General features: G+C 72.3%; 23 protein-coding genes. 21 read left to right on the top strand and 2 right to left on the bottom strand.

Annotated elements, in window-relative coordinates:
- Positions 1–15 precede the first annotated feature (15 nt).
- The 16 genes from ACS3YM_RS09720 (at position 16) to ACS3YM_RS09645 (ending at position 18,042) form a co-directional block, all read left to right on the top strand.
- Positions 16–528: a hypothetical protein gene (locus ACS3YM_RS09720; RefSeq protein ID WP_439936240.1), complete on the top strand. Its 513-nt coding sequence runs from the start codon at positions 16–18 to the stop codon at positions 526–528.
- Positions 528–800 (top strand): DUF6167 family protein, encoded by a 273-nt coding sequence (locus ACS3YM_RS09715; RefSeq protein WP_439936239.1) that lies wholly within the window; start codon positions 528–530, stop codon positions 798–800. Before ACS3YM_RS09720 ends, ACS3YM_RS09715 begins: the two co-directional genes overlap by 1 nt.
- Positions 800–3,502 (top strand): alanine--tRNA ligase, encoded by a 2,703-nt coding sequence (gene alaS, locus ACS3YM_RS09710; protein ID WP_439936238.1) that lies wholly within the window; start codon positions 800–802, stop codon positions 3,500–3,502. Before ACS3YM_RS09715 ends, alaS begins: the two co-directional genes overlap by 1 nt.
- A 13-nt stretch (positions 3,503–3,515) precedes the next feature.
- A complete protein-coding gene (gene ruvX, locus ACS3YM_RS09705) occupies positions 3,516–3,977 on the top strand; it encodes a Holliday junction resolvase RuvX (protein WP_439936237.1) in 462 nt (153 codons plus the stop codon).
- The gene (gene mltG / locus ACS3YM_RS09700) at positions 3,970–5,154 is read left to right on the top strand and encodes an endolytic transglycosylase MltG (protein ID WP_439936236.1); all 1,185 of its coding nucleotides are present in this window, start codon (positions 3,970–3,972) and stop codon (positions 5,152–5,154) included. Before ruvX ends, mltG begins: the two co-directional genes overlap by 8 nt.
- Position 5,155: 1 nt before the next feature.
- Positions 5,156–6,034, top strand: coding sequence for a shikimate dehydrogenase (locus ACS3YM_RS09695; RefSeq protein WP_439936235.1), 879 nt, complete (start codon positions 5,156–5,158; stop codon positions 6,032–6,034).
- A 9-nt stretch (positions 6,035–6,043) separates the two neighbouring features.
- Complete coding sequence (locus ACS3YM_RS09690) at positions 6,044–6,778, top strand: prepilin peptidase (protein WP_439936234.1); 735 nt, start codon at positions 6,044–6,046, stop codon at positions 6,776–6,778.
- A 12-nt stretch (positions 6,779–6,790) separates the two neighbouring features.
- On the top strand, positions 6,791–7,969 hold the full coding sequence (gene aroC, locus ACS3YM_RS09685; RefSeq protein ID WP_439936233.1) for a chorismate synthase: 1,179 nt from the start codon (positions 6,791–6,793) through the stop codon (positions 7,967–7,969).
- Positions 7,969–8,469 (top strand): shikimate kinase, encoded by a 501-nt coding sequence (locus ACS3YM_RS09680; RefSeq protein ID WP_439936232.1) that lies wholly within the window; start codon positions 7,969–7,971, stop codon positions 8,467–8,469. Before aroC ends, ACS3YM_RS09680 begins: the two co-directional genes overlap by 1 nt.
- Positions 8,466–9,563 carry a 3-dehydroquinate synthase gene (gene aroB / locus ACS3YM_RS09675; protein ID WP_439936231.1) on the top strand — a complete coding sequence of 366 codons (1,098 nt, stop codon included), beginning with the start codon at positions 8,466–8,468 and terminating at the stop codon, positions 9,561–9,563. Before ACS3YM_RS09680 ends, aroB begins: the two co-directional genes overlap by 4 nt.
- Positions 9,560–10,192 (top strand): DUF402 domain-containing protein, encoded by a 633-nt coding sequence (locus tag ACS3YM_RS09670; RefSeq protein ID WP_439936230.1) that lies wholly within the window; start codon positions 9,560–9,562, stop codon positions 10,190–10,192. Before aroB ends, ACS3YM_RS09670 begins: the two co-directional genes overlap by 4 nt.
- Positions 10,189–10,620: a type II 3-dehydroquinate dehydratase gene (locus tag ACS3YM_RS09665; protein WP_439936229.1), complete on the top strand. Its 432-nt coding sequence runs from the start codon at positions 10,189–10,191 to the stop codon at positions 10,618–10,620. Before ACS3YM_RS09670 ends, ACS3YM_RS09665 begins: the two co-directional genes overlap by 4 nt.
- An 81-nt stretch (positions 10,621–10,701) precedes the next feature.
- Complete coding sequence (locus ACS3YM_RS09660) at positions 10,702–14,538, top strand: PKD domain-containing protein (RefSeq protein ID WP_439936228.1); 3,837 nt, start codon at positions 10,702–10,704, stop codon at positions 14,536–14,538.
- Between the two features lie 116 nt (positions 14,539–14,654).
- Entirely contained in the window at positions 14,655–15,419 is a 765-nt protein-coding gene (locus ACS3YM_RS09655) for a histidine phosphatase family protein (protein WP_439936227.1), read from the top strand.
- The gene (locus tag ACS3YM_RS09650) at positions 15,412–16,281 is read left to right on the top strand and encodes an NAD(P)H-hydrate dehydratase (protein ID WP_439936226.1); all 870 of its coding nucleotides are present in this window, start codon (positions 15,412–15,414) and stop codon (positions 16,279–16,281) included. The genes ACS3YM_RS09655 and ACS3YM_RS09650 overlap by 8 nt, the downstream gene beginning before the upstream one ends.
- Positions 16,282–16,368: 87 nt before the next feature.
- The gene (locus tag ACS3YM_RS09645; RefSeq protein WP_439936225.1) at positions 16,369–18,042 is read left to right on the top strand and encodes a metallophosphoesterase family protein; all 1,674 of its coding nucleotides are present in this window, start codon (positions 16,369–16,371) and stop codon (positions 18,040–18,042) included.
- Positions 18,043–18,060: 18 nt separating this feature from the next.
- Here ACS3YM_RS09645 and ACS3YM_RS09640 read toward each other — a convergent pair whose 3' ends face one another.
- Complete coding sequence (locus ACS3YM_RS09640; protein WP_439936224.1) at positions 18,061–18,714, bottom strand: SDR family oxidoreductase; 654 nt, start codon at positions 18,712–18,714, stop codon at positions 18,061–18,063.
- An 18-nt stretch (positions 18,715–18,732) separates the two neighbouring features.
- Between ACS3YM_RS09640 and ACS3YM_RS09635 the strand changes: the two genes are divergently transcribed.
- From ACS3YM_RS09635 to ACS3YM_RS09620, 4 genes are all read left to right on the top strand, one after another.
- Positions 18,733–19,548: an aminoglycoside phosphotransferase family protein gene (locus ACS3YM_RS09635; RefSeq protein WP_439936223.1), complete on the top strand. Its 816-nt coding sequence runs from the start codon at positions 18,733–18,735 to the stop codon at positions 19,546–19,548.
- A 94-nt stretch (positions 19,549–19,642) separates the two neighbouring features.
- Positions 19,643–20,206 (top strand): elongation factor P, encoded by a 564-nt coding sequence (efp, locus tag ACS3YM_RS09630; RefSeq protein ID WP_439936222.1) that lies wholly within the window; start codon positions 19,643–19,645, stop codon positions 20,204–20,206.
- 9 nt (positions 20,207–20,215) lie between these two features.
- Positions 20,216–20,626: a transcription antitermination factor NusB gene (gene nusB, locus ACS3YM_RS09625; protein ID WP_439936221.1), complete on the top strand. Its 411-nt coding sequence runs from the start codon at positions 20,216–20,218 to the stop codon at positions 20,624–20,626.
- 62 nt (positions 20,627–20,688) lie between these two features.
- Positions 20,689–21,504, top strand: a complete 816-nt coding sequence (locus ACS3YM_RS09620) for a DUF1206 domain-containing protein (RefSeq protein WP_439936220.1) — start codon at positions 20,689–20,691, stop codon at positions 21,502–21,504.
- A gap of 21 nt (positions 21,505–21,525) precedes the next feature.
- On the opposite strand, the gene ACS3YM_RS09615 is transcribed toward ACS3YM_RS09620, so the two are convergent.
- Entirely contained in the window at positions 21,526–22,230 is a 705-nt protein-coding gene (locus ACS3YM_RS09615; RefSeq protein ID WP_439936219.1) for a TetR/AcrR family transcriptional regulator, read from the bottom strand.
- A 55-nt stretch (positions 22,231–22,285) separates the two neighbouring features.
- Between ACS3YM_RS09615 and ACS3YM_RS09610 the strand changes: the two genes are divergently transcribed.
- A complete protein-coding gene (locus ACS3YM_RS09610) occupies positions 22,286–23,122 on the top strand; it encodes a S1 family peptidase (RefSeq protein ID WP_439936218.1) in 837 nt (278 codons plus the stop codon).
- The last annotated feature ends 135 nt before the right edge of the window (positions 23,123–23,257 follow it).

Genomic DNA, 23,257 nt, shown 5'->3' with positions numbered 1-23,257 from the left:
TGTAGGCTCGGCGCCGTGACGACGGAGCAGGTCTGGCTGGCTGCCGCGTGCGCCCTGGCGACAGCGCTGGCGCTCGTGGCCCTGCTGCTCGCTGCCCGCGCGCTGCGCCGCGCAGCCCGCGCGGAGGCGCGTGCCGCCGCGCTCGAGGAGCGCGTCGCCCTCCTGGGGTCCCCGGTCGCCGAGGCGCCGCGCCCGGTCGCGGATGCCGACACCAGCACGTTCGTGATCACGCACCTGGGCGAGCACGACGCCGTCGAGCGCGAGACGGCCGTCGCCCAACCCATCGACGGCAGGCTCTTCGCCGACCTCGTCGCCCGCGAGACGGTCGTCAAGGCGGCCTCGTGGACCCACGGGCTGCGTCGCGCCCTCTCGGCCGAGAGCCGCAACCGGATCCGGTTCCAGGTGCGCCAGGAGACCCGGCAGGCCGGACGCGAGCGCAAGGCCGAGGTCAAGCAGGCGCTGCGCGAGCACCGCGCCCGCAGGCGGGACGCAGGCTTCGTGGCCGAGGCCGGGGAGGACGTCGCCTGATGGGTCGCCCACTCTGGTTCGTCGCCGGGGCGGGGGTCGGGGTGTACGCCGCTGCCCGCGCACGCCGCGTCGCCGAGTCCCTCACCGCCGACGGGCTGCGCGACCGCGTCCGCGGGTGGCAGGCCGGCGCGCGACTCTTCGCCGACGAGGTCCACCAGGGCCGCACCGAGCGCGAAACCGAGTTGCGTGAGCAGCTCGGGTTGAGGCCCACTTCAGGAACAGACGGAATCCCCGAGCTGACCAGCACGACCGAGATGAAGGACCCGCACTGATGGACACCGCCGAGATCCGCCGCCGCTTCCTTGCGCACTTCGAGGCCGCCGGACACGCCGTGGTGCCCTCCGCCTCGCTGCTGGTCGACGACCCCAACCTGATGTTCGTCAACGCCGGCATGGTGCCGTTCAAGCCCTACTTCCTCGGCCAGGAGACCCCGCCCTACGACCGGGCCACGAGCATCCAGAAGTGCGTGCGCACCCCCGACATCGAGGACGTCGGCAAGACCACCAGGCACGGCACGTTCTTCGAGATGTGCGGCAACTTCTCCTTCGGCGACTACTTCAAGGAAGGTGCCATCGAGCTGGCCTGGGACCTCATCACCAAGCCCGTCGAGGACGGCGGCTACGGCCTCGAGGCCGAGCGCCTCTACCCGTCGGTGCTCGTCGGCGACGAGGAGGCCATCGGCCTCTGGATGAAGGTCACCGGCCTGCCGCGCGAGCGGATTGTCCAGCTCGGCCCCAAGGAGAACTACTGGTCGATGGGCGTGCCCGGGCCGGGCGGCCCGTGCTCGGAGATCCTCTACGACCGCGGACCCGAGTGGGGGCCGGACTTCGACGTGACCACCCTCGGTCCCGACATGCCGGTCGAGCTCGAGGACCGGCTGCTGGAGATCTGGAACCTCGTCTTCATGCAGGACGAGCTCAGCGCCGTGCGCTCCAAGTCGGACTTCGACATCTCCGGCTCGCTGCCGAAGAAGAACATCGACACCGGCATGGGCCTGGACCGCGTCGCGTTCCTGCTCCAGGGCAAGCAGAACATGTACGAGATCGACGTGGTCTACCCCGTCATCGAGAAGGCCCAGGAGCTCACCGGCAAGAAGTACGGCGCCGACCACGACGACGATGTCCGGTTCCGCGTCGTGGCCGACCACGTCCGCTCCTCGATGATGCTCATCGGAGACGGCGTGACGCCCGGCAACGACGGCCGCGGCTACGTCCTGCGCCGCCTGCTGCGCCGCGCGGTCCGCTCGATGCGGCTCCTGGGCTGCGAGGACCGGGTGCTGCCCGAGCTGATGCCGATCTCCCGCGACAAGATGGGGGAGACCTACGACAACCTGGTCTCGGACTGGGCGCGCATCTCGCAGGTCGCCTACGCCGAGGAGGACGCCTTCCGCAAGACGCTCCAGGCGGGCACGCAGATCTTCGACACCGCCGCGGGCGAGGTGAAGAAGGCGGGCGGCTCGGTGCTGTCCGGCGAGCGCGCGTTCGCCCTGCACGACACCTACGGCTTCCCGATCGACCTGACCCTCGAGATGGCTGCCGAGCAGGGCCTGCAGGTCGACGAGCAGGGCTTCCGCGGCCTGATGGCCGAGCAGCGTGAGCGCGCCAAGGCCGACGCCCGCGCCAAGAAGGGCGCGCACGGCGACACGGCGGTCTACCGGGGGATCTTCGACGAGTTCGGCCCCACCGAGTGGCTGGCCTACGAGACGCTGGAGACCGAGTCCCGGCCCTTGGCGCTGCTCAGCGGGGGAGCCGCCGTGCCGCGCCTCGCGCAGGGCGAGGTCGGCGAGCTGGTGCTCGACCGCACGCCGTTCTACGCCGAGTCCGGCGGCCAGGTGGCCGACGCCGGCACCATCGTCTTCGACGGCGGCGAGCTCGAGGTCATCGACGTGCAGCGCCCGGTCAAGGGCCTGGTCGTGCACCAGGTCCGGGTCCTCGACGGCGAGCTCGACCCCTCGCGGCTCGTGCACGCCCGCGTCGACCCCGAGTGGCGCACGGGAGCCCGTCAGGCGCACTCCGGCACCCACGTCGTGCACGCCGCGCTCCGCGAGGTGCTCGGTCCCACAGCGCTGCAGTCGGGGTCCTACAACCGGCCCGGCTACCTCCGCCTCGACTTCGGGTGGACGCAGGCGCTGAGCCCCGAGCAGGTCCGCGACATCGAGCTGGTCTCCCAGCAGGCGCTGCGCGCCGACCTGGCGGTCGCCTGGGACTACATGACCCTGGAGCAGGCCAAGGAGTGGGGCGCGATCGCGCTCTTCGGCGAGACCTACGACAACACCAAGGTGCGCGTCGTCGAGATCGGCGGCCCGTGGTCGCGCGAGCTCTGCGGCGGCACGCACGTCGACCACTCGTCCCAGATCGGCACCGTCGTGGTGACCGGCGAGACGAGCGTCGGCTCCGGCAACCGCCGCATCGAGGCGCTCACCGGCGTCGAGGGCTTCGGCTACCTCGCCCGAGAGCGCGACGTGGTCGCCCAGCTGACCGGGATGCTCAAGACACAGCCCGACGACCTCGTCGGCCGCGTCCAGGCGCTCACCGAGCGCCTCCGCACGGCGGAGAAGGAGCTGGAGAAGGCCCGCGTGGCCCAGCTGCTGGGCGCCAGCGCCGAGCTCGCCGCCTCCGCCTCGCAGGTGGGCCCGGTCAAGGTCGTGGCCCACCGCGCGGACGGCGCGGCGGGAGGCGACGTACGACAGCTGGCGATGGACGTGCGCGGACGGCTGCCGCAGGGCGAGCCGGGCGTGGTCGTCATCATCGGCCAGGCTGACGGCAAGGTGTCCGTGGTCGCTGCCACCAACGACGAGGCGCGGGCCCGCGGCCTGTCCGCCGGCGAGCTGGTGCGCGCGGTCGGACCGCTGCTGGGCGGGAAGGGCGGCGGCAAGGACGACGTGGCCCAGGGCGGCGGCACGGACGCCTCGCGCATCGACGAGGCGCTCGCGCTGGTGTCGCACGAGGTCGCCAAGCGCGCCGTGCAGGGCTGATCGGGGCGCACGCGTGCGGTTCGGAGTGCGGTTGGGCGTCGACCCCGGGGATGCGCGGATCGGCGTCGCCACCAGCGACCCCTCCGGCTTCCTCGCCACCCCCGTCGAGACCGTGCGGCGCGGCAAGGGCGACGTACGACGCCTCGCGCAGCTCGTCGACGAGCGTGAGGCCGTCGAGGTCGTGGTCGGCCTGCCGCGCTCGCTCAGCGGGGCGGAGGGACCGTCAGCGGTGAAGGTGCGGGAGTTCGCCGCCCGGCTGGCCCGCCGAGTTGCACCTGTCCCCGTCAGGCTGTGTGATGAACGACTGACCACGGTCTCGGCCGAGTCGATCCTGCGTGACCAGGGCCGGCGGGGCGCGAAGAGACGCGCCGTGGTGGATCAGGCAGCAGCGGTGCTGATCCTGCAGACTGCCCTCGACACGGAGCGGTCGAGCGGACAGGCACCCGGAGAGATCGTCGAGGTGACAGATGAGTGAGCACGAGACCCGGCCCGAGGACCTCGAGCCGGACCAGGCGCAGCCCGAGGACGACTACGAGTACGTCCCCGGGGGCAGGCGGCGCAAGGGGCGCGGGCTCAAGGGGTGCCTGGCCGTGCTCATCGCGCTCGTCGTGCTCGTGGGGGGCTTCTGGTTCGCGCTGACCCGCGGCGTCGACTGGGTCTCCGACCAGTTCACCGGTCCCGACGACTACCCCGGACCGGGCACCGGCTCCGTCGAGTTCACCGTCAACGAGGGCGACACGGTCGCCCAGATGGGCCGCAACCTCAAGGAGCAGGGCGTCACCAAGTCGGTCCAGGCGTTCATCGACGCCGCCGCCGGCGAGCCCGACTCGAGCGGCATCCAGGTCGGCGCCTACGAGCTCCAGAAGGAGATGAAGGCCTCCGACGCGCTCGAGGTGCTGATCGACCCGGCCAACCTCATCGGCTTCCCCACCGTCACCATCCCGGAGGGCCTGCGGCTCACCGAGATCGTCTCCACGCTCGCGGAGAACACCGACTTCCCGAAGGCCGCGTGGGACCGCGCCCTCCAGCAGCCCGACAAGCTCGGCCTGCCCGACTACGCCGAGGGCAACGCCGAGGGCTACCTCTTCCCGGCGACGTACGAGATCAAGCCCGGCATGAAGCCCGTCGCGATCCTCAAGACGATGGTCGCCCGCTGGCGCGAGGCCGCCGACGCCGCGCAGCTCGAGGCGAAGGCCGAGGAGCTCGGCCACACCCCGGCCGAGCTGATGATCATCGCCTCGCTGGTCGAGGCCGAGGGTCGCGGCGAGGACATGCCGAAGATCGCGCGCGTCATCTACAACCGCCTCGACGGTCCCGGTGACAAGGGCGGCACCAACGGCACGCTCGGCATCGACGCGGCCATCGCCTACGGCCTCGGTCTCTCGCCCGGCTCGACGGAGCTGACGCCCGAGCAGCTGGCGGAGGACACGCCCTACAACACCCGGATCAACGCGGGCCTCCCGCCGACCCCGATCGAGGCGCCGGGCGACGACGCGATCGCGGCGGCGGCCAACCCGGCGGACGGCGGCTGGTACTACTACGTCACCGTCGACCTCTCCACCGGCGAGACCAAGTTCTACGAGGACTACGACGGCTTCCTCGAAGGACGCGACGAGTACAAGGCATACTGCGAGACCTCGGACCGATGCTGACGTGAGCGGTGGATCGGGTGCGCGGCGACGGTGCGGTGTGCTGGGCGACCCGATCGCCCACTCGCTGTCCCCGGTCCTGCACCGGGCCGGCTACGCCGAGCTCGGGCTCGACTGGTCCTACGACGCGCACCGGGTGCCGGCCGGCCGGCTGGCGGCGTTCCTCGACGGGCTCGACGAGGAGTGGCGCGGGCTCTCGCTGACCATGCCCCTCAAGCGGGAGGCGCTGGTGCTCGCCGACCGGCTCACCGAGCGTGCCCGGCTGGCCGGCGCGGTCAACACCCTCGTCCTCGACGGCGCCGAGCGCGTCGGCGACAACACCGACCTGCCCGGCGCGGCCGCCGCGATCCGGGAGCGTACGACGATGCCGCTGGTGTCGGCGGTCGTCCTCGGCGGCGGTGCCACGGCCACGTCCGTGGGGCTGGCCCTGGTGGACCTCGGCGTCACCTCGGTCCGGTTGGCGGTGCGCGACGCGTCGCGGGCGACCGAGACGGTGGGCCTGCTCCGCTCCCACCCGGCCGCTCCCGAGGTCTCGGTCGAGCTCCTCGCCGATGGACAGTGGAGCGACGGGCCAGACCCAGGGGCCCGGGACTCCAGCGTCGACATCGTGGTCTCGACGATCCCGGCGAGCGCCCAGACGCCCGACCTCGTCGACCGGTGGCGCGACGTGCCCGTCGTCTTCGAGGCGCTCTACGACCCGTGGCCCACGCCGCTGGCCGCCTCGGTGCTCGACGGGTCCGGCGACCGCGTCGTCGTGGGCGGGCTGGACCTCCTCGTCCACCAGGCGGCGCTCCAGCTCGAGCTGTTCACCGGGCTGACCGCTCCTCTTTCTGCCATGCGCGAAGCGGGCGAACGCGCCCTCGCGCAGCAGAATCCCGCTTGAATGACCCCCGTGAACGACACCGTGCCGGCCGCCTTCCTCGCAGCCGCGGTCGCCGGGCTCGGCGGCCTGCTCGTGCCGATGCTGATCGCCCGGGTCCCCGAGCCCGAGCCTGCACCCGAGCCTGAGTCGGACGCTGCCGTCGACGAGCCGCCGAAGACGCTCTACGCCGACATCGCCGCCCGCCCCGGGCTGGGGTGGCGCAGCGCGGTGGTCGCGGCCGTGTGCGGTGCCCTGCTCGGGACCTCGACGGGGCTCGACTGGCCGCTGGTGTGGCTGGTCCCGCTCACCCCGGTCGCCGTCGCCCTGTCGGTGATCGACTGGCACACCCGGCTGCTGCCCCGGCGCATCGTCGTACCCGCCACCCTCGCGGCGATCGCCCTCGTGGTGGTCGTCGGCCTGGCGACGGGGGAGCGTGAGGCACTCGTGCGGGCGCTGCTGGGGATGGTCGTGGCGCGGTCGTTCTTCTGGGTCCTGTGGTTCCTGCGCTCGGCCGGCATGGGCTTCGGGGACGTCCGCCTGGCGGCGCCGGTCGGGCTGGTCCTCGGCTGGGTCGGGTGGGGCGCGCTGGCGATCGGCCTCTGGGTCGGCTTCATCTCCTTCGCCGTGCCGGCGGCCGGGCTGGCGCTGGTGCGCCGGGACAGGGGAGTGCTGAAGCAGTCCTTCCCGTTCGGGCCGTTCATGGTCGTCGGCGCGCTCGTGGGTCTCGTCTGGGGGACTGCGCTCTCCGAGCGGATCTGGGGCTGAGAGACTTCAGCCATGCTCCGATGGCTCACAGCAGGCGAGTCCCACGGTCCCTCGCTGGTGGCGATCCTCGAGGGGCTGCCCGCCCACGTCCGCGTCACGACCGACGACCTCGCCGACTCACTGGCCCGCCGCCGGCTCGGCTACGGCCGCGGCGCGCGGATGAAGTTCGAGCAGGACCAGGTCCGGGTGCTCGGCGGCGTGCGCCACGGCGAGACGCAGGGCGGACCCGTCGCGATCGAGGTCGGCAACACCGAGTGGCCCAAGTGGGAGAAGGTCATGTCGGCCGACCCCGTCGACCCGGTGGAGCTGGAGGCCCTGGCCCGCAACGCCCCGCTCACCCGGCCGCGGCCCGGCCACGCCGACCTCGTCGGGATGCAGAAGTACGCCTTCGACGAGGCGCGCCCGATCCTCGAGCGGGCCTCGGCCCGTGAGACCGCGGCCCGCGTCGCGCTGGGCCGGGTGGCCTCCAACTTCCTCGAGCAGGCCGTCGGCGCCCGCATCGTGTCCCACGTCGTGTCGCTGGGCGGCGTGAAGGCGCCGGCGGGCGTCGTACCTGCTCCCGACGACGTCGAGCGGCTCGACGCCGACGAGGTCCGCTGCCTCGACCCCGAGGCGAGCGCCGCGATGGTGGCGCGCATCGACCAGGCCCACAAGGACGGCGACACCCTGGGCGGCGTCGTCGAGGTCGTCGTCCACGGGCTGCCGCCGGGCCTCGGCTCGCACGTGCACTGGGACCGCCGCCTCGACGCGAAGCTCGCCGCCGCGCTCATGGGCATCCAGGCGATCAAGGGCGTCGAGGTCGGCGACGGCTTCGAGCTCGCCGACACGCCCGGGTCGCTCGCGCACGACGAGATCGTGTCGACCGACGAGGGGCTGCGGCGCACGTCGGGTCGCTCCGGTGGCACCGAGGGCGGCATGTCCACCGGCGAGGTCCTGCGGGTGCGCGCGGCGATGAAGCCGATCGCCACGGTGCCCAAGGCCCTGCGGACCGTCGACGTCGCGACCGGCGAGGCCACCGTGGCCCACCACCAGCGCTCCGACGTGTGCGCCGTGCCCGCCGCCGGGATCGTCGCCGAGGCGATGGTCGCGCTGGTGCTGGCCGACGCGGTCGTGGAGAAGTTCGGCGGCGACTCCGTCCAGGAGACCCGCCGCAACGCCGAGGCCTACCTCGACACGCTGCGGATCCGCTGATGCCGCCCCGGGTGGTGCTGGTCGGCCCGATGGGCGCCGGCAAGACGACGGTGGCCGGGCTGCTGGGCGAGGCGTGGGGCCTGGCCGTGCGTGACACCGACGCCGACATCGAGGCCATCACCGGCCGCGAGATCTCGGACATCTTCGTGGAGTCGGGTGAGGACCACTTCCGTGAGCTCGAGGCAGCGGCGGTCGCCGCCGCACTGGCCGAGCACGACGGCGTGCTGGCCCTCGGCGGCGGCGCCGTCCTGCGCCAGGAGACCCGCGGGCTGCTCGCGGACGTCCCGGTGGTCTTCCTCCGGGTCGGGCTCTCCGACGCCGTGAAGCGCGTCGGGCTCGGCGTGGGCCGCCCGCTGCTGCTCGGCAACGTCCGGTCCCGGATCAAGGCGCTCCTCGACGAGCGCACGCCCGTCTACGAGTCGGTCGCCACGCACGTGGTCGAGACCGACGGCCGCTCGCCCGACGAGGTGGCCGCCGAGATCCGGGAGCTCCTCGGATGAGCGCCACCGTGATGCACGTCGGGGGCGCGTCGCCGTACGACGTCGTCGTCGGGCACGGCCTGTCCGCCCGACTGCCGGAGCTGCTCGGCGAGTCCGTGGAGCGGGTCGCGGTGCTCTACGCCGGCTCCCTCGGGGCGCTGGCCGACCCGGTCGTCGACGTGCTGGTCGAGCACTACGACGTGCTGGCGCTCGGCCTGCCCGACGGCGAGCGCGCCAAGACCGCACCCGTCGCCGCCGACTGCTGGGAGGCGCTCGGGGAGGCCGGCTTCACCCGCTCCGACGCCGTCGTGACCCTCGGCGGGGGAGCCACCACCGACCTCGGCGGCTTCGTGGCCGCGACCTGGCTGCGCGGCGTACGCGTCGTGCACGTGCCGACGACCCTGCTCGCCATGGTGGACGCCGCGGTCGGCGGCAAGACCGGCATCAACACCGGCGCCGGCAAGAACCTCGTCGGCTCCTTCCACGAGCCCGCCGGCGTCCTCTGCGACCTCTCGCTCCTGGCCACGCTGCCGCACGACGAGCTCGTCGCCGGGCTGGGCGAGGTGGTCAAGTGCGGCTTCATCGCCGACCCCGCGATCCTCGACATCGTCGAGCGCACCGAGCCGTCCGCGCTGACCGCCGACTCCGCCGAGCTGCGCGAGCTGGTGGAGCGCGCGATCAAGGTCAAGGTCGACGTCGTCGTCGGCGACCTCCGCGAGACGGGGGGAGCCGACGGGCACCCCGGCCGCGAGGTGCTCAACTACGGCCACACCCTGGCCCACGCGATCGAGCGCACCAGCGACTACACCGTGCGACACGGCGAGGCCGTCGCCATCGGCTGCGTCTACGTCGCCGAGCTGGCCGCGCGCGCCGGCTCGCTCGACCGCGCCCTCGTCGAGCGGCACCGTGCCGCGCTGTCGCGCGTCGGGCTGCCGACGTCGTACGACGCCGCGTCCTTCGAGGACCTGCACGCCGCCATGAAGGTCGACAAGAAGGCGCGGGGCTCCCAGCTGCGGTTCGTCGTGCTCGACGACCTGGCCGTCCCGCGGATCCTCGCCGGGCCGGGCGAGGACGTCCTGCGAGCGGCCTATGCCGCGATAGCCTCCGCCGGGTGACTGACCCAGGTCCCGGCTCGGACGTCCAGGTCTCCGACTCCGGGGGCACCATGCAGCGCCTGTCGGGCGCTGCCTCGCCGCGGCCCGTCGACCTGGCCGTGCTCGAGAAGGAGCGCAACGTGGGACTCGGTCCCGACTGGCGCCCAGCCGGGTCGGAGCCGTTCCTGGCGCCCGGTGACCCGATCCTGCGGCGCTACGGACGCAGCCTCGACCCGATGCGGGTGGTGCGTGACGACGAGCGCGGGCTGGTCGCGTGGCTGGCCGCTGAGACCGAGCTGGTCGCGTGGCACCACCCGGCGGACGGTCGATCGATCCGCGAGGTCCCTCTGGCCGAGCGGTTCACCGTCGAGAGAGCGCCGGTCGTCAACCGCTGGCGCGGAGGTGGTGTGCTGCGGATCGCGCCGACAGGCAGACCGTGGTCGGTGTGGCTGTTCTGGGACGACGACGGCAGCTTCGCGGGCCACTACGTCAACCTCGAGCTGCTGCACACGCGACGTGACGGCGAGACCGCCACCCGTGACCTCACCCTCGACCTGTGGCTCGAGCCGGACGGTGAGCTGTGGCCGACCCCGACGCTGCCGGACACGGACGTCGTCCGACAGGCGAGACGAACTACGCTGCCGTCATGACACGCGTGCTCGTGCTCAACGGCCCCAACCTCGGACGCCTCGGCCGGCGGCAACCCGAGATCTACGGCTCGACCACGCACGCCGAGCTCGCGCACCAGTGCGTCGAGTGGGGCCGGGAGCTGGGCCTCGAGGTCGAGGTGCGCCAGACCAACCACGAGGGCGAGCTCCTCGACTGGCTCAACACCGCGGCCGACGACGGCATGCCCGTGGTGCTCAACGCAGGCGCGTGGACGCACTACTCGCTCGCCCTCTGGGACGCCTGCGCCCAGCTGGACGCCCCGCTGGTCGAGGTGCACATCTCGGACCCGAAGCAGCGCGCGGAGGAGTTCCGCCACACCTCCGTCGTCGAGCCGCACGCGGCGCGCACCATCGCCGGTCAGGGCATCGACGGCTACCGCCAGGCGCTGGTGTTCCTCGCGGGGGCGTGACGGGGACGATCGCGGGGCGCACGCACGAGCACGGTGAATTTTGGTGATGCCCGGACCGCCGGCACCGACCTACGGTGACGCATGCGCCGGACAGCACACTCCCTCGACACCCACCGTCGCTCGCGGGCGTCCGGACCGCGACGCGCGGTGCTGGGCTCCCTCCTCGGTCTGCTCCTCGCCCTCGCCTCGGTCGGGGTGGTGCCGGCCGAGAGGGCGGCGGCCGCGGGAGCGGTGAGCTTCGGGGGATCCACCTCGGTCGCGCGGACCACGGCGACGCAGGCGGTGGCGCTGACGAAGCCGACCGGCACGACGACCGGGGACGTGCTGGTGGCGAGCTTCACCTCGAACAACGCGCCGACCGTCACGACGACGCCGGCGGGGTGGACCTCGCTGCTGACCACGAGGGTGCGCGCGGGCAACAGTGTCGAGACGTTCGCGTTCTACCACGTCGTCACCGCAGCGGACGCCGACGTGACGAGCTGGACGTGGGTCCTGGGCACGGCACAGACGTGGAGCGGAGGCATGGCGCGGTACGTCGGCGTGGACACGACGCATCCCGTCGACACGTCGGTGACGGTGGCGAGCGGCGGCGCCACCAAGTCGACCATCACGCTGCCGAGCGTCACGACGACCACCAGCGGGACGATGCTCGTCGGCGGCGTCGGCGCAGACAGCGCCACCGTCACCTTCACCCAACCCGCGGGGTGGACGGAGGCATGGGACACCGGAGCCGGCAAGGCGTCCGAGCACGCCTACCGCGCGCAGCCCACGGCGGGAGCGTCCGGCGGCCAGACGTGGACCGTCAGCGCGGCACGCGCGCTCGTGGGCTGGATGACGGCGCTCCGGCCGGCGGCGCCGCCACCGCCTCCGGCGCCGGCGGCGTCGTTCACGCTGACTCCGACGCAGGGCACCGCGCCGCTGGCGGTCGCCTTCACGGACACCTCGACCGGGTCGCCCACCTCGTGGTCGTGGGACTTCGGCGACGGGGCGACCTCCACGGCCCAGAACCCCTCACACACCTACACGGGTGCGGGGACCTACACGGTGTCCCTGAAGGCCACCAACACCTCGGGCTCGGACACGGTGACACGCACCGACGTGGTGACGGTGCAGGCGGCGCCTGTGCCTGCCCCGACGGCGTCGTTCACGGTGTCACCCAACCAGGGCACGGTGCCCCTGGTCGTGAGCTTCACGGACACCTCGACCGGATCGCCGACGAGCTGGCTGTGGACCTTCGGGGACGGCGAGACGTCGACCGCGCAGCACCCGTCGCACACCTACATGGGCACGGGGACCTACACGGTGTCGCTCGAGGCGACGAACGCCTCGGGGTCGGACACCGTGACGCGGACGGACGTGGTGACCGTGCAGCCGGCGCCGACCTCGGCGCCGACGGCGTCGTTCACCGTGTCGCCGGACCAGGGCACTGCGCCGCTGGTGGTGGACTTCACGGACACCTCGACCGGGTCGCCGACGTCGTGGTCGTGGGACTTCGGTGACGGGGGAACCTCGACGTCGCAGAACCCGTCGCACACCTACGCGGGTGCGGGGACGTACACGGTGTCGCTGAGGGCCACGAACGCCGCGGGCTCTGACACGGTGATCAGGACCGACGTGGTCACGGTGCAGGCGGCGCCTGTGACGCCGCCGACGGCATCCTTCACCCTCACCCCGACGCAGGGCACGGTGCCACTGCGGGTCGACTTCACCGACACCTCGACCGGATCGCCGACGAGCTGGCTGTGGACCTTCGGCGACGGCGAGACGTCGACCGCGCAGCACCCGTCGCACACCTACATGGGCACTGGGACCTACACGGTGTCGCTGAGGTCGACCAATGCCGCGGGCTCCGACACCGTGACCCGCACCGACGTGGTGACCGTCCAGGCACCCCCCACTCCGGCCCCGACGGCGTCCTTCACCCTGTCGCCGACCCAGGGGGTCGCCCCGCTCGTCGTGGACTTCACCGACACCTCGACCGGGTCGCCGACCAGCTGGCTGTGGACCTTCGGCGACGGTGGCACGGCAACCGACCAGAACCCGTCGCACACCTACACCGCCGTGGGGACGTACACCGTGTCGTTGAAGGCGACCAACGCCTCCGGGTCGGACACCGTGACCAGGACCGACGTCGTCACAGTGCAGGCCGACGGGGCCAACGTGCTCGTGGGCGCCGGTGACATCGCCGACTGCTCGGTGACCCAGGACACGGCGACGGGAGCCATCGTCAACGCGACCCCCGGCACGGTGTTCACCCTGGGGGACAACGCCTATCTCAACGGCACCACGGCCGAGTTCGCCAACTGCTACGACCCGGTGTGGGGTGCGTTCAAGAACCGCACCCGCCCCGTGGCCGGCAACCACGACTACAACACCACGAACGCCGCGCCCTACTACTCCTACTTCGGCGCCTCGGCCGGGGATCCGGCCAAGGGCTGGTACAGCTACGACATCGGCACGGACTGGCACGTCGTGGTGCTCAACAGCAACTGCACGTTCGTCGGCGGGTGCCAGGCGGGGTCGCCCCAGGAGCAGTGGCTTCGGGCCGACCTGAGGGCCAGCACCAGGCCCTGCACCGTCGCCATGTGGCACCACCCGCGCTACAGCTCGGGCATCTACGGCTTCGACCCGATCACGACCGCCTTCTGGCAGGCGCTCTACGAGGACGGTGCCGAGCTGATCCTCAACGGGCACGAGCACGACTACGAGCGGTTCGCGCTCCAGAACCCCTCCGGTGCCGTCGACACGGCGTTCGGGATGCGTCAGATCGTGGTCGGGACCGGTGGCGCGGAGCTGCGGACCTTCGGCTCGGTGGCCCCCAACAGCGTGGTCCGGAGCGTGAGCTCGTACGGCGTCCTCAAGCTCACGCTCAACAGCGGGAGCTATGACTGGAACTTCCTGCCGATCCCGGGAAGCACGCTCAACGACAGTGGCACGGGCTCGTGCCACGACGCTCCGTCGCCCAACGCCGCACCGACCGCTTCCTTCACCGCGAACCCGACCAGCGGAACGGCACCGGTGCCGGTGACGTTCACCGACACGTCGACCGGCAGTCCCACCAGCTGGCTGTGGGACTTCGGCGACGGCACGACGTCCACGTCCCAGAGCCCCGTGCACAACTACGCGACCGCGGGCACCTACAGCGTCACGCTGCAGGCGTCGAACGCCAACGGCTCCGACACCGTCACGCGGGCGGGCTACATCACCGTCCAGCCGGGGACGTCGTTGCCACCCCCGGGGACCGGCTACCGTGACACCGTCCTGTGGGACGGTGCGATCGGCTACTGGCGACTGGGCGAGGCCTCGGGGACGACGACGGCCGACGCCACGGGTGGTCCGGCGGCCACGGTGGTCGGCGGGGTCACCCGCGGCCTGCCGGGAGTCGCGGGCGACGGCGACACCGCCGTACGCCTCGACGGGAGCACCGGCTACGTGCGCGTCGACAACCGGGACTCGCTCAACTTCACCACTCAGAACTTCTCGGTCGAGGCCTGGGCGAGGCCGGCGGCCGTCGGGAGCGTGGGCGGCGCGGTGGTGCAGAAGGGCAACACGAGCGGCTACCCGGGCTGGCAGTACCGCCTGTCCCTCACGTCCTCCGGGCGGTGGCGCGCCACGGTGTTCGTCGGGTCGACCAACGTCACCGCGACCAGCACGACGGCCCCGAGCACCACGGCGTGGAGCCACCTGGTCCTCGTGCGCCTCGGCGACCGGCTGATCCTCTACGTCAACGGCACGGCGGTCGCCACGACGACCTTCACGGGCACCGTCAACACCAGCACCGGCATGCTCGCGATCGGTCGCTCGGGTGCCACTTCGGACAGCTACTTCAACGGAGCCGTGGACGAGGTGGCCGTCTACCCCACGGCATTGACGGCGGGCCAGGTCCTCAACCACTACGACGCCGCCACGTCCAGATGACCACCTGAGCGGTCTGCCCGGCACCGGGTTCTGGCCCGAGGTCACCAGGGCGCGCATCCCGGCGAGCGACCTGGGGTAACGGTCCTCCTGTCAGGAGTGCGCGACGCGAGGAGTAGATGGTGGGTCTGGTCGGGGTTCTGCAGGGACGACGAGGACCTCACGAGCTGGTGCTCGTGCGGCACGCGGAGAGCATGGGCAACCTTGCCGACACCGAGGCGCGTGACGCTGACGCCGACCGGCTCGAGCTGTCCGCACGGGACGCCGACGTGGAGCTGTCCCCGAACGGTGAGGAGCAGGGGCGCACGCTGGGTCGCTGGGTCGCGGGGCTGGACGACACGACGAAGCCCGACCTGGTCCTGAGCTCGCCCTACCGGCGCGCGGCGGACACCGCGCGCGCGGCCCTCGACGAGCTGGGCCTCGAGGTGCTCCTCGACGAGCGGCTGCGCGAGCGGGACCTCGGCCTGTTCGACGGCCTCACCGGCAAGGGCATCCGGGGCCGATATCCCGAAGAGGCCGAGCGGCGCTCACATGTCGGCAAGTTCTACTACCAGCCGCCTTCGGGCGAGAGCTGGGCGGACGTCGTGCTGCGGGTGCGGAGCCTGCTCGCGGACCTGCGGGAGGGGTACGACGGTCGGCGCGTGTGGTTGTTCACGCACCAGGCCGTGATCATGTCGTTCCGCTACGCGCTGGAGGGGCTCGACGAGGCGGAGCTGCTCGAGATCGACCGGTCGACCCAGATCTCCAACGCGTCGATCACGCGCTACCTCAGGAGCGAGGACGGCTTGGTGCTGCAGGAGTTCGCCGACGACAGCCACCTGTCCGCGGGGCCGGCGGAGAAGACCCGGGAGCCCGACCGTGCCGAGGAGCCGCAGGATGCCTGACGGTGTGCTCGTCGATCGCGGGGTCCTCCGCGACTGGCCGCTGCCGGCCCCGGGGTCCGACAAGGAGGAGCGTGGCCGGCTGGTGCTGGTCGCCGGGAGCAGGGACACGCCCGGAGCCGGTCTGCTCGCAGCCGAGGCCGCCCTGCGCGTGGGTGCGGGGAAGGTCCAGCTCGTCACGGCTCGCTCGTGCGCGCCCTCGCTCGCCGTCAGTGCGCCCGAGCTCATGGTCACCGGGGCGCTCGAGGACGGCTCGGGCAACATCGACGCTGCCGGAGCCGATCGCATCCTGGAGTGGGCGCGGGGGAGCAGCGCCGTGCTGCTGGGCCCCGGCTTCACCGACACCGACGTCGCGGCGGAGCTCGTGGGTCGCCTCCTGCCGCACCTGGAGAGCACGGTCGTGCTCGACGCGCTCGCGACGGCGTACGTCACCGGCGGACCCGAGCGGCTCGCCGGGTCGGCGCATCCCGTGGTGCTCACCGTCAACCCCACCGAGCTCGCGGAATGCCTCCAGCTCGACGAGGCGGAGGTCGAGCCCGACCTTGCCAGGCACACCACGACCCTGGCCCGCCGGACCCGGGCCGTCGTCGTGTGCGGGGGGCCCACCAAGTTCGTGGCCCGCGCCGACGACCTGTGGCGTGTCGAGGCCGGGAACGCGGGTCTCGGCACGGCCGGGTCGGGTGACGTCCAGGCAGGCATCGTGACCGGGCTCCTCGCGCGAGGCGCCGAACCTGCGCAGGCCGCCGTGTGGGGCGCCTACCTGCACGGCGCTGCGGGGGACCGCCTGGCAGCGTCCGTGGGGCCGCTGGGCTACCTCGCCCGTCAGCTGACCGGTGAGCTCCCAGGCCTGCTCGCCGAGCAGTGACGCACATTTTGGCGATGCAGGACGCGTCAGGACCCCACTAACGTGGTGTGGCTGCCCGTCATCTCCTGCACGAGGGGGGTTGCGCCGATGCACGCGACACGTTCCCGGACCCACCGCGGACTGCTCACGCGGACGGCCAACCTCACCCTCGGCCTGTGCCTCTCGCTGGGCCTGGTGCTCGCCCTGGCGTGGGTGGGCGCCTGGACGGCGGAGGAGGCGGCGTCCGAGAAGGGAGTGGAGTACGGCGGACGCACGTCCGCAGCACATGCCAAGGCGACGCGTGCGGTCACCCTGACGAAGCCCCCCGGCACCACGGCCGGGGACCTGCTCGTGGCGAGCTTCTCCACCGGCCGCGCGCCCAAGGTCAGTGCCGTTCCGGACGGATGGACCTCGTTGCTCCCCGGTCGGCTGAGGGCCGGCCGGGGCACCACCATGTTCGCGTACTTCCGCGTCGTGACCGCTGCGGACTCCCGGACGGCGAGCTGGTCCTGGAGCCTGAGCACGCGCCAGACGTGGAGCGGTGGGGTGGCGCGATACGTGGGCGTCGACCGCGACCACCCGCTCGACTCGACGGTGTCGATGACGAGCAAGGGGTCCACGAAGCGGCTCGAGGTGCCGGGCGTCACGACGACGCGGAGCGGCACCATGCTCGTCGGCAGCCTCGGCGCGGCCGGGGGTCGGTTCACGACGACCCCGCCCGGGGGCTGGACCGAGGCGTGGGAGATCACGCGCGGCACGGCGTCGGAGCACGCCTACCAGTCGCAGCAGGACGTCGGAGCCACGGGCGCCCTGACCTGGCGGGTGAGCTCGGCCCGCGCGCTGGGCGGGTGGATGACCGCGCTCCGTCCGGCCGGGCGCAAGCCCGGCACCACGCCCACGCCCACGACCTCGGCCCCGACGCCGACCCCCACACCGACCACCGGTCCGACCACCCCGGGCACGCCGACGCCGCCCGTGCTGGTCGGGGCCGGGGACATCGCCACCTGTGACTTCACGGAGGACAGCGCGACGGCCGCCCTGGTCAACGCGACTGCCGGCACCGTCTTCACCCTCGGTGACAACGCCTACCCCGACGGCACCGCGGCCGACTACGCCAACTGCTACCAGCCGACCTGGGGGGTGGTGAAGGACCGCACGAGGCCGGTGGTGGGCAACCACGAGTACCTCAAGTCGTCGACCGCCGCGCCCTACTTCGCCTACTTCGGTGCCGCGGCAGGCGAGCCGGGCAAGGGCTGGTACAGCTACGACATCGGCACCGACTGGCACGTCGTGGTGCTCAACAGCAACTGCACGTACGTCGGGGGCTGCGGGGCGGGGTCGGTGCAGGAGCAGTGGCTGCGCGCCGACCTCGCCGCGAGCACCCGGCCCTGCACGATCGCCATGTGGCACCACCCGCGCTTCAGCTCGGGGGAGCACGGCAACGACTCGTCGACGGACGCCTTCTGGAAGGCCCTCTACGCGGATGGCGCCGAGCTGGTGCTCAACGGCCACGACCACGACTACGAGCGGTTCGCGCCTCAGAACCCCTCGGGGGTCGCCGACCCGACCTACGGCATCCGCGAGTTCGTGGTCGGCACCGGCGGCAAGGACTTCCGCTCCTTCAGCTCGACTGCGGCCAACAGCCAGGTGCGCAGCATCGACGCCCACGGCGTCCTCAGGCTGACGCTCAACAGCGGCAGCTACGACTGGACCTTCCTGCCGATCCCGGGGAAGACGCTCGACGAGAGCGGTTCGGGGACCTGCCACGGCGCGCCGTCCTAGACGCCACCCAGGCGGGGCTCAGCCGAGGCTGTCCAGCCACGTGTCGATCGGGACGTCGCCGGCGCCGAAGACGAGCGTCCTCCGCGCGGCCCGGTCGTCGGCGAGCACGGCCGTGGCGACCTGTGCCACCAGCTCGCGCGGGGCTTGGTCGCCGTTCCGCGAGGACGCCTCCGGGTTGACCCTCCCGTCGGAGCGGTCGGTGGTCAGCGCGCCCGGGCCCAGGACCGTCCAGGCGAGGTCAGTGTCGCGCAGGTGCTCGTCGGCGGCGATCTTGGCGTCCTGGTAGCGGCGGAACGGGTCGTCCTCGGGCACCAGGTGGTCGGCGGACGCGCCCGAGAAGGAGACCATCACGTAGCGCTGCACGCCCGCGGCCTCGGCGGCGTCCATCGAGCGGATCGCGGCGTCGCGGTCGACGGCGTCGGTGCGCTCGGGGTCGCCCCCGCCGGCGCCCGCGGACCAGACGACAGCGTCCTGGCCGGACAGCAGCCCGGTGAGCGCGGCGGTGTCGGCGTCCTCGACCGAGGAGACGAGGGCCGTGGTGCCGGTCGCCTCCACGTCGGCGACGTGGTCGGGGTTGCGGACGACCGAGGTGACCTCGTGCCCGGCCTCGACCAGCATCGGAGCCAGGAGGAGTGCGACCTTGCCGTGTCCGCCGAAGATGGTGACTCGCATGTGTGCCACCGTAGCCGGGTGCAGACCTCGACCCACCGACTCACCATCGGCGAGACCGAGGTCCGCAAGGAGTTCGTCGCCGACCACGACGTCCAGGCGGAGCGCGAGTGGGCGTGCCTCACGCTGCTGGCGGAGCACGCGCCGGGCCTGGCCCCGCGACCGCTGCGACGCGAGGACGGCGAGACACCGGTGATCGTCATGGAGCGGCTCCCGGGCTCGCACCTCGAGCCCCGCCCGCTGACGGCCGACCAGACGCAGGCCCTCGGGGCGTCGCTGCGCCGGCTGTACGACGTACCGGTCGAGGCGGTGCAGGAGGCCGGGATCGGCGAGCGGAGGTACGGCGCCCGCGCGCTGGCGGGGGTGCTGTCGGAGTGGCTCGCCGACGACCACGACCTGGGGGAGTGCCGCGACGAGGGGCTCGTCGCCGAGACCCTGGACGTCGCCCGGGCGTACCTCGCCGACCCGCCGCTGCCGGAGCCGCGTCTCTCCGCGCTCGGGATCGCCGACCTCAACCCGGCCAACGTGATGTGGGACGGCCGAGCCGCCCGGCTCCTCGACTTTGAGGACGGCGGCCTCACCGACCCGGCGTACGAGCTCGCCGACCACGTCGAGCACCTCGGCAGCCGCCTCCCCGGCGTGTACGACGCCCACGCACTGGCCGAGGCGGTCGGGCTCGACGAGGAGGGGCGGGAGCGGATGGCCGCCTACCGCCCGCTGTTCGGGGCGTTCTGGCTCGCGATGCTGCTGCCGGGCAACGGCGCGTGGAGACGCAACCCACGGGGGACCACGGAGGCGCACGCCGAGCATTTCATGGCTCTCGTCGGCCGCGACTAGACTTGCGCGTCGGCGCCGGGCCCACGGGCCGGCGCACGCACTTTCTTTGACACTCTTTGACATCACACACAGCGACGAAGGCGAGCAGAGAACCATGGCAAGCACCAACGACCTGAAGAACGGCATGGTCCTCAAGATCGAGGGTCAGCTCTGGTCCGTCGTCGAGTTCCAGCACGTGAAGCCCGGCAAGGGCCCGGCCTTCGTGCGCACCAAGCTCCGCAACGTGGAGTCGGGCAAGAACGTCGACAAGACCTTCAACGCCGGCACCAAGGTCGAGACGGCCAACGTCGACAAGCGGACCATGCAGTACCTCTACAACGACGGCACGTCCTACGTCTTCATGGACACCAGCACCTACGAGCAGCTCGAGGTCGCGCCCGAGGTCGTGGGCGACGCGAAGAACTTCATGCTGGAGAACCAGGAGGCGATCGTCGCCACCAACGAGGGCCGCGTGCTCTTCATCGAGCTGCCCGCCTCCGTCGAGCTGCTCATCGCCGAGACCGAGCCGGGCCTGCAGGGCGACCGCTCCACCGGAGGCACCAAGCCCGCCACGCTCGAGACCGGCCACACCATCGCGGTGCCGCTGTTCATCACCACCGGCGAGAAGGTCAAGGTCGACACCCGCGACTCGTCCTACCTCGGCCGCGTCAAGGGCTGAGCGCCGCACGTGGCTGCCCGTTCCAAGGCCCGCAAGCGCGCGCTGGACATCCTGTTCGCCTCGGAGCTCCGCTCCGAGGACCCCGTGGTGGCGCTCGAGCGCGCCATCGAGGCCGGGGAAGGCCCGACGAACGACTACACCGGCACGCTCGTGCGTGGCGTCGTCGAGCACCGCGACCGCATCGACGAGGTGCTGACGACCTACAGCAAGGGGTGGACGCTCAGCCGGATGCCGGCCGTCGACCGCAACGTGCTGCGCATCGGGGTCTTCGAGCTGCTGTGGGGCGACGACGACGTGCCGGAGACGGTCGCGGTCAGTGAGGCGCTGCACCTGGTGCAGGACCTCTCGACCGACGACTCACCGGCCTTCGTCAACGGTTTGCTCGGCTCCATCATGCGCGACCGCGCCAGCCTCGTCTGAGTCCCCTCGACTCACCCGAAGGGGGCATCGCGCGCGGCGTCCGGAGGCCTAGAATCGGTGTCATGAACGCCGCCTCCCACACCGCCGAGCAGGTCCACCAGAGCGACTGGCTCGACCACGCGATCCGCATCGGCCTGGTGGCGTACGGCGTCGTCCACCTGCTCGTCGCCTGGCTCGCCATCCAGCTCGCGCTCGGCGACAAGGAGGACCAGGCCTCCAACCAGGGCGCCCTGCACTACCTCTCCCAGCAGCCGCTCGGCGGCGTGCTGGTCTGGGGCGTCGCCATCGGGATGTTCTTCCTCGTCGTCTGGCGCCTGCTCGAGTTCGCGTTCGGCTACCGCGAGGAGTCCGACGACGCCAAGCGGTGGCGCAAGCGCGCGACGTCGCTGGGCAAGGCGATCATCTACGGCGCGATCGGCTGGAGCGCCCTGCAGACCGCCACCGGATCGGGTGGCGGAGGCAAGGGCGGCACCGACTCGACGACCGCCAAGCTGATGGACCTCCCGGCGGGGCCCTGGATCGTCGGCGCCGTCGGCCTCGCGATCATCGGCTACGGCGGGTCGCTGGTGGTGCGCGGCTGGACCGAGAAGTTCCGGGAGCACCTCGACGCCCAGGGCCAGTCCGGCCAGGACGGCTCGGCCTACGTGATGATGGGCAAGGTCGGCTACATCGCCAAGGGCATCGCCATCGGCCTCGTCGGTGGCCTCTTCGTCTACGCCGCGATCACCCACAACGCCAAGAAGTCGGGCGGCCTCGACCAGGCGCTGCAGAAGGTCCTCGAGTTCCCCTTCGGCCAGGTGCTGCTCATCGCGATCGGCCTCGGGATCGCGGCCTACGGCGTGTTCTGCTTCGCCCGTGCGAAGCACCTCTCGCGCTGACCTCTCGCGCTGACCGTGCGGTCAGCGGCCGTGCGGCCCGCCGGCCGCGACGGCCAGCGCGGTCGCGACCATGTGGTCGCGCACCTGCTCGGCGGTCACCCGGCTGATGCGCGGCACGCCGGGTGCCTCCTCGGACACCAGCATCGCGACCCGGCCGAGCTGCAGCGTGCCGAGGCCGCTCGCGTAGAGCATGTTGGCCAGCAGGCCGGGGTCGTCGACGTGGAAGTCGCCCTTCTCGGCCCCTGACTCGATGGTGTGGGTCAGCACGGACAGGCAGCCGCCGATGGCCTGGCCGAGGCGGTACATCGCGCTCTCGCTGACCTCCTCCAGGAGGTCACCTCCTGGGCGGCGCATGATCGCCTGGGCGCAGTCCACGAACGCCGGGTGGGCCAGGCCGTAGTCGACGAATGCCTCGACCAGGCGCTCGAGCTGCGCCCGCGGCTCGTCGGTCGTCCGGGCGGCCTCCTCGAGCGCCACCCGGAGCTCGTCGAGGTACTGCACCAGCGTGAGGCTGAAGAGCTCCTCCTTGCCGGTGAAGTGGCGGTAGATGATCGCCCGGTTGATCCCGACCGCCCGGGCGATGTCCTCGATCTGCGCGTCGCGGACCCCGCGCTCGTCGAAGAGCCGGCGGGTCGCGGAGATGATCTCGGCCTCGCGCAGCCGCCGACGGGTGGCCGCGGTGCCCCCGCGCCCGGCGACGGTCGGGGACGTCGACTCGGAGCTCATGGGATGCATCCTATGTAAACGGCTGTCACGAACCGGTCGTGTGGTTGCATGCGACATGGCCGTTTCCCGACTCCGACGCACCTTGTCCAGGCTGCTGCTCCTCGTGCTGGCGGGGGCCGTGCTCGGCGCCGTACCTCCTGCCGCGGCCGTCGAGACCGGCCGGTTCGAAGGCACGGCTCGGCTGCCGGGCTGCTCGGGAGCCGTCGTGCGCTGGCCCTCCGCGCTCGACGACGACCGCGCCGTGGTCATCACCAACGGCCACTGCGTGCGCCGGCCCTTCCTCGGCGCCCGCGAGACGCTGGTCGACCAGGAGCAGTGGCGGCGGATCGAGCTGCTCGACGGCCGAGGTGACGTCACCATGACCGTCCGCGGCGTCCGGCTGCTCTACGCCTCGATGTACCGCACCGACCTCGCCGTCCTGCAGCTGCGCGAGACGTACGCCGACCTCGCCGCCGGCGGTGTCACCCCGCTGTCCCTGGCGACCAGCGGGCCGTCGCGCGGCGACGAGGTGCGCATCCCCTCCGGCTACTGGCGCGAGCAGCGTGCCTGCACCACCACCGGGACGGCGTACCGGCTGCACGAGCAGGACTGGGACTGGTGGCGCTCGATCCGGCTGCCCGCACGCGACGGCTGCGCGATCCGGGGTGGCTACTCCGGCTCGCCGATCGTCTCCCGCGACACCGGCCTCGTCGTCGGCATCGCGAACACCGGCTACGTCGGCGGCCGCCGCTGCATCGACTCCGCGTGCGAGGAGAACCGTCGCGGCGACGTCCGGATGGTCCGCCACATGAACTACGGCCAGCAGACCTCGTGGCTGCTCACCTGCGTCGGCGCGGACCGGTCCTTCGACCTCGGGACGCCCGGCTGCCGGCTGGCGAAGCCGCGGGGCTGAGCGGGCCTCCGCCCCTCACAGGGCCCGAGGACTTCGTCATCCTGCTGACTCTGGCGGCACACGACACCTCCGTCGCTCACCCTGGCGGCACACGACATCTCCGTCGCCCACCCTGGCGGCACACGACATCGAAAA

It is taken from the genome of Nocardioides sp. N13(2025) (assembly GCF_051912545.1).
Classification (GTDB): Bacteria; Actinomycetota; Actinomycetes; order Propionibacteriales; family Nocardioidaceae; genus Nocardioides.
The sequence above is the reverse complement of the archived record's forward strand: the minus strand, read 5'-3'. Positions and strand labels throughout refer to the sequence as shown.

What these genes read in the sequence shown, in the direction of transcription:
- ACS3YM_RS09715 (WP_439936239.1), top strand. Translation starts at nt 528, where the DNA reads ATGGGTCGCCCACTCTGGTTCGTCGCCGGGGCGGGGGTCGGGGTGTAC.
- alaS (WP_439936238.1), top strand. Translation starts at nt 800, where the DNA reads ATGGACACCGCCGAGATCCGCCGCCGCTTCCTTGCGCACTTCGAGGCC.
- mltG (WP_439936236.1), top strand. Translation starts at nt 3,970, where the DNA reads ATGAGTGAGCACGAGACCCGGCCCGAGGACCTCGAGCCGGACCAGGCG.
- aroC (WP_439936233.1), top strand. Translation starts at nt 6,791, where the DNA reads ATGCTCCGATGGCTCACAGCAGGCGAGTCCCACGGTCCCTCGCTGGTG.
- ACS3YM_RS09680 (WP_439936232.1), top strand. Translation starts at nt 7,969, where the DNA reads ATGCCGCCCCGGGTGGTGCTGGTCGGCCCGATGGGCGCCGGCAAGACG.
- aroB (WP_439936231.1), top strand. Translation starts at nt 8,466, where the DNA reads ATGAGCGCCACCGTGATGCACGTCGGGGGCGCGTCGCCGTACGACGTC.
- ACS3YM_RS09665 (WP_439936229.1), top strand. Translation starts at nt 10,189, where the DNA reads ATGACACGCGTGCTCGTGCTCAACGGCCCCAACCTCGGACGCCTCGGC.
- ACS3YM_RS09660 (WP_439936228.1), top strand. Translation starts at nt 10,702, where the DNA reads ATGCGCCGGACAGCACACTCCCTCGACACCCACCGTCGCTCGCGGGCG.
- ACS3YM_RS09655 (WP_439936227.1), top strand. Translation starts at nt 14,655, where the DNA reads ATGGTGGGTCTGGTCGGGGTTCTGCAGGGACGACGAGGACCTCACGAG.
- ACS3YM_RS09650 (WP_439936226.1), top strand. Translation starts at nt 15,412, where the DNA reads ATGCCTGACGGTGTGCTCGTCGATCGCGGGGTCCTCCGCGACTGGCCG.
- ACS3YM_RS09645 (WP_439936225.1), top strand. Translation starts at nt 16,369, where the DNA reads ATGCACGCGACACGTTCCCGGACCCACCGCGGACTGCTCACGCGGACG.
- ACS3YM_RS09640 (WP_439936224.1), bottom strand. Translation starts at nt 18,714, where the DNA reads ATGCGAGTCACCATCTTCGGCGGACACGGCAAGGTCGCACTCCTCCTG.
- efp (WP_439936222.1), top strand. Translation starts at nt 19,643, where the DNA reads ATGGCAAGCACCAACGACCTGAAGAACGGCATGGTCCTCAAGATCGAG.
- ACS3YM_RS09620 (WP_439936220.1), top strand. Translation starts at nt 20,689, where the DNA reads ATGAACGCCGCCTCCCACACCGCCGAGCAGGTCCACCAGAGCGACTGG.
- ACS3YM_RS09615 (WP_439936219.1), bottom strand. Translation starts at nt 22,230, where the DNA reads ATGAGCTCCGAGTCGACGTCCCCGACCGTCGCCGGGCGCGGGGGCACC.
- ACS3YM_RS09610 (WP_439936218.1), top strand. Translation starts at nt 22,286, where the DNA reads ATGGCCGTTTCCCGACTCCGACGCACCTTGTCCAGGCTGCTGCTCCTC.